The sequence below is a fragment of the Paenibacillus zanthoxyli JH29 genome (assembly GCF_000520715.1).
Classification (GTDB): domain Bacteria; phylum Bacillota; class Bacilli; order Paenibacillales; family Paenibacillaceae; genus Paenibacillus_AQ; species Paenibacillus_AQ zanthoxyli.
Genome location: NZ_ASSD01000269.1, coordinates 1 through 4,100, shown reverse-complemented (window position 1 = coordinate 4,100; position 4,100 = coordinate 1). Strand labels below are relative to the sequence as shown.

Below are 4,100 nucleotides of genomic sequence, written 5' to 3'. Positions count from 1 at the left end.
GACGGCCCCGCCGCGAAATCCGCTGATCATCGAATGCAGCATTCGATGATCGATGCTGTCAAGACCTCTTGGGTCGACCTGCAGCATCTTGAGCGCTTCGCCGGCAATGTCTGGCGTAATGATCCCGTCTCCTTTGACCTGGGCGTAATCGCGGACCCGTTTCAGCAGACGATTCGCGATCCGCGGGGTCCCCCGTGAACGCAGCGCAATCTCTTCAGCTGCGTCGCCAACAATTTCAATACTGAGAATATCGGCGCCACGCGAGACGATGTAGCTCAGTTCGTCCACTGTATAGAACTCCAGACGGCTGACAACGCCGAAGCGGTCGCGAAGCGGCGCGGACAGCAGCCCTGCCCGTGTGGTTGCCCCCACCAGCGTGAATGGGGGCAGGTCCAACCGTACCGAGCGGGCGCTCGGGCCTTTGCCGATCATAATATCAAGCGCGAAATCCTCCATTGCCGGATACAGCACTTCCTCTACTGTCCGGTGCAGCCGGTGAATCTCATCGATGAACAGCACATCGCCTTCCTGCAGATTGGTGAGCAGCGCCGCCAGATCGCCCGGCCGCTCAATCGCGGGGCCGGACGTCGTCCGCAGATTCACCCCCAGTTCGTTGGCGATGATATTGGCCAGCGTCGTCTTACCCAGACCCGGCGGTCCGTACAGCAGTACATGATCCAATGCCTCCCCCCGTATTTTGGCCGCTTCGATATAGATTTTCAGATTCTCCTTAACCTGGTTCTGCCCGATATATTCAGCCAGAAAACGGGGACGCAAACTAAGCTCCACCGCCTGGTCTTCCATCATTAAATTTGCGGATATGATCCGGTCCTCCATCTTTCCATCGCTCCACTTCATCATGTACTTAGCGGACCTTCGTCACCTGCTGCTCATTTGCTCTTTACTTCGCTAGATCCGGTCTACTTCGCTATATACAGCAGCTTAAGCGCTTTTTTCATCAGCACATCGACCGAAGCGGTTTCCGCGCCTTCCTTCTTCAGCGCCAGCCAGACACGATCCAGCTCACTCTCCGTATACCCAAGCGCCTTAAGCCCGTCTCTGGCTTCCTGCCAGGATACCTCGCCGGAACCGCTCTCCGTATTCTCCTCCAGCGCAAGCAGTCCCGTTTGGAACGTGACCGTCCCCAGACCTTCTAGCTTATCCTTCAGATCAAGAATCATACGCTGCGCGGTCTTCTTGCCGATTCCTGGCAGCTTAGTCAGGAATGTAATATTCTCCTGATAAATCGCTGAAATGACTAGATCCGGTGTGCCCCCTGTCAGAATCCCAAGCGCCACGCGGGGACCGATACCCGACACCTCGATCAGCTTCCGGAACAATTTCTGCTCTTCCCGGGTGGGAAAGCCGAACAGCAGAATCGCATCCTCGCGGACATGATGATGAATATATACCGTTACCGGTCCCGCATGTTTCGCGAAAGCATAGGGATTTGGGCAAAACACCCGGTATCCCACACCCTGAACATCCAGCACCACGTATTCCTGTTCCAGATGGACGACCGGCCCTCTCAAAAAATCAATCATTTTCGCAATACCTCATTTATCTTCGAATTCAGCGTGTAAGAGTGGGCATGACATACCGCAACAGCCAACGCGTCGGCTACATCATCCGGTTTCGGAATAGCAGACAGCCTCAGATACATCCGCACCATTTCCTGAACTTGCCGTTTCTCCGCCTTGCCGTACCCGACTATGGCCTGCTTCACCTGCATCGGCGTATATTCCGCCACAGAAAGCCCACGCTGCACCGCTGCCAGCACCAAAACGCCGCGAGCCTGCCCGACCGACATTGCCGTCGTCACGTTCCGGTTGAAGAACAGCTTCTCCAGCGCCACGGTATCCGGCTTGTAGCGGTCGATCAGTTCCAGCATCCCTTCATAGACATGAAGCAGTCGCTCCTCCTCCGGCGTGTGGGCTTCCGTCTGAATGCTGCCATACTGCACCGGCGTAAGCTTGCTGCCGTTCTTGTCAATAAAGCCGAAGCCGACAATTGCAATCCCCGGATCGATTCCCAAAATTCGCACAGCTATCTCTCCTCTATTGTAAACGGGCCCTTCCCGTACGATCCAATTTATGACCCTTAAAGCGAACATATGTATTCCTTCTACCCATTATAGCAAAAATAGACTGCGCGGGGGGCATAAAATTTGCCATACCCGATATATAAACAGTCCGGAATAGATAAGCTGTCCTTCTAAGCGTATCCTGACAATATGCGCTTATAGAAACACAGATAAGCAGCAAAAAGACCGCAGGCTTTCGCCAGCGATCCCAATATCTTTTTCCATAATTACATGCTTAACATCAATTATCCTACATCGTCTCGGCATTGTCCCTCGCATAATCGCTGAAGGTTGACAGAACACTGTTATACTCATGGATATCCTGCACACGGATTCCGCCTTGAAGCTGCCGCCACACCTTCTCCGGCAGAGCAGATTTCATAGTGCCTATGTCGATTTGAAAAAAAGTCTTGAGCGCCTCCTCCCGTTTAGGAGGGCCTTTGAACAGGGTAAGATTTCCTTCGTTATCTATGCCAATGTACGCTTCCTTCTTACAGGAAGGCGATAAATCATTCACATTCCGTTCCAGCCAGACGTCTCCTTCAGGCCCAATCTTCCCCTGCCAGTCCGAATGCTCCGCAATGAGGAACTGCAATTCCTTAGGACTCATCGCTTGGGGTACATTACGGATTTCCTCGTCACAGACATAGTTTGTCTTATAATGCACCTTCCGGCTCAGACCGCTATCGGCAATAGCCTTGATAAGGGTGGCATTGCCTTGATTTGAAGCCTGCTCTTTCAGAACTTCCTGCTCTTCTTGCTCGAACACAGCGGAAACCTGCCCAGGCAGTAGGATGTCACCACTCGAGGCGCGGTCATTTAGCTCGGCAAAGGTTTGCTCCGCTACCGACATTGAACCTGTTAACAGTCTCGATATATCCTCAGACATGCGCATGCCGGACCAGGCACAGATTATAAGCACTGCGCAAGCCGTTCCGACCCACAGCGCTTTTTTCCAACGTCTCCACCGACGCCACAGCTGCTTTTTCAGACGAAAAGAACTCATATTATCCCTTCATTCTGCTTTTTTCCTTAATCTGTCCTCGGACGCCGAAATTTATGCAGTGTTGGCTCTTTCGTTACGAAATTCCAGTTACGCTGTGATCATCGACCAGTTCGTAGCCATGCTGATACAGAAAGAGGATAAGAGTAGTTCAAAGACGGGGCAACATTTATTAAATGCAACAAAAAAGATGGATCAAGCTGTAAATCGGCTTAACCCACCTTACTATATATCGATTCGGTTGGTAAAAATCATCATAAGTAGTCTAGGGGATACAGTTACGACTCGTACCCGACTGCGATGAATCCTTACTCGAACTTAGGTTCCAAAGAACTCCAACAATCGGATCAGGTTACTCTTCATGAAGCAATAATGGCGCGCCCTGAGAGATTCGAACTCCCGGCCTTTTGATTCGTAGTCAAACGCTCTATCCAGCTGAGCTAAGGGCGCAAAATATGGAGCGGACGACGGGAATCGAACCCGCGACCCTCGCCTTGGCAAGGCGATGCTCTACCGCTGAGCCACGTCCGCATATCTTTAATTTAGGAAAGTAGATTTAAATGGCGGAACCGACGGGATTCGAACCCGCGATCTCCTGCGTGACAGGCAGGCATGTTAGGCCTCTACACCACGGTTCCACGAGGCACTTCTTAGATTAAGAAGATTTGGTTGCGGGGGCAGGATTTGAACCTGCGACCTTCGGGTTATGAGCCCGACGAGCTACCGAGCTGCTCCACCCCGCGTCAATCAAATAATAACCAATTATTGTAAATTAATGGTGACCCGTAGGGGATTCGAACCCCTGTTACCTCCGTGAAAGGGAGGTGTCTTAACCCCTTGACCAACGGGCCATAAGAATCACTTCTCAGTCGTGACAACGAATATGATTATATCAAATCAACTGATATAAGGCAATAGCTTTTTAACATTATGGATGCTTAAAATACATCAATAAAACAAAAAACCACTGCTGGTACTTCAGCAGTGGTTCTTGTGCTTGGCAACGTCCTACTC

Annotated in this window: 4 protein-coding genes and 5 tRNA genes; all 9 read right to left on the bottom strand. The window is 51.4% G+C overall.

Features of this window, described 5'->3' with window-relative positions; translation table 11 throughout:
* The coding region (gene ruvB / locus L691_RS0110055; protein ID WP_025690342.1) for a Holliday junction branch migration DNA helicase RuvB at positions 1–837 on the bottom strand (837 nt) is incomplete at its 3' end.
* An 83-nt stretch (positions 838–920) separates the two neighbouring features.
* Positions 921–1,544, bottom strand: a complete 624-nt coding sequence (ruvA, locus tag L691_RS0110050; protein WP_025690341.1) for a Holliday junction branch migration protein RuvA — start codon at positions 1,542–1,544, stop codon at positions 921–923.
* Entirely contained in the window at positions 1,541–2,044 is a 504-nt protein-coding gene (gene ruvC, locus L691_RS0110045; protein ID WP_025690340.1) for a crossover junction endodeoxyribonuclease RuvC, read from the bottom strand. The genes ruvA and ruvC overlap by 4 nt, the downstream gene beginning before the upstream one ends.
* Positions 2,045–2,333: 289 nt before the next feature.
* Complete coding sequence (locus tag L691_RS0110040) at positions 2,334–3,089, bottom strand: BofC C-terminal domain-containing protein (RefSeq protein WP_025690339.1); 756 nt, start codon at positions 3,087–3,089, stop codon at positions 2,334–2,336.
* Between the two features lie 370 nt (positions 3,090–3,459).
* Positions 3,460–3,536: transfer RNA gene (locus tag L691_RS0110035), tRNA-Arg, on the bottom strand.
* A 6-nt stretch (positions 3,537–3,542) separates the two neighbouring features.
* Positions 3,543–3,617, bottom strand: a tRNA-Gly gene (locus L691_RS0110030).
* A gap of 30 nt (positions 3,618–3,647) precedes the next feature.
* Positions 3,648–3,724: transfer RNA gene (locus tag L691_RS0110025), tRNA-Asp, on the bottom strand.
* Between the two features lie 28 nt (positions 3,725–3,752).
* Positions 3,753–3,829: transfer RNA gene (locus L691_RS0110020), tRNA-Met, on the bottom strand.
* A gap of 33 nt (positions 3,830–3,862) precedes the next feature.
* A tRNA-Glu gene (locus L691_RS0110015) sits at positions 3,863–3,937 on the bottom strand.
* Positions 3,938–4,100 lie beyond the last annotated feature (163 nt).

Bases quoted from the DNA above. Each gene is read 5' to 3' on its own strand.
- ruvA (WP_025690341.1), bottom strand. From the start codon at position 1,544: ATGATTGATTTTTTGAGAGGGCCGGTCGTCCATCTGGAACAGGAATAC.
- L691_RS0110040 (WP_025690339.1), bottom strand. From the start codon at position 3,089: ATGAGTTCTTTTCGTCTGAAAAAGCAGCTGTGGCGTCGGTGGAGACGT.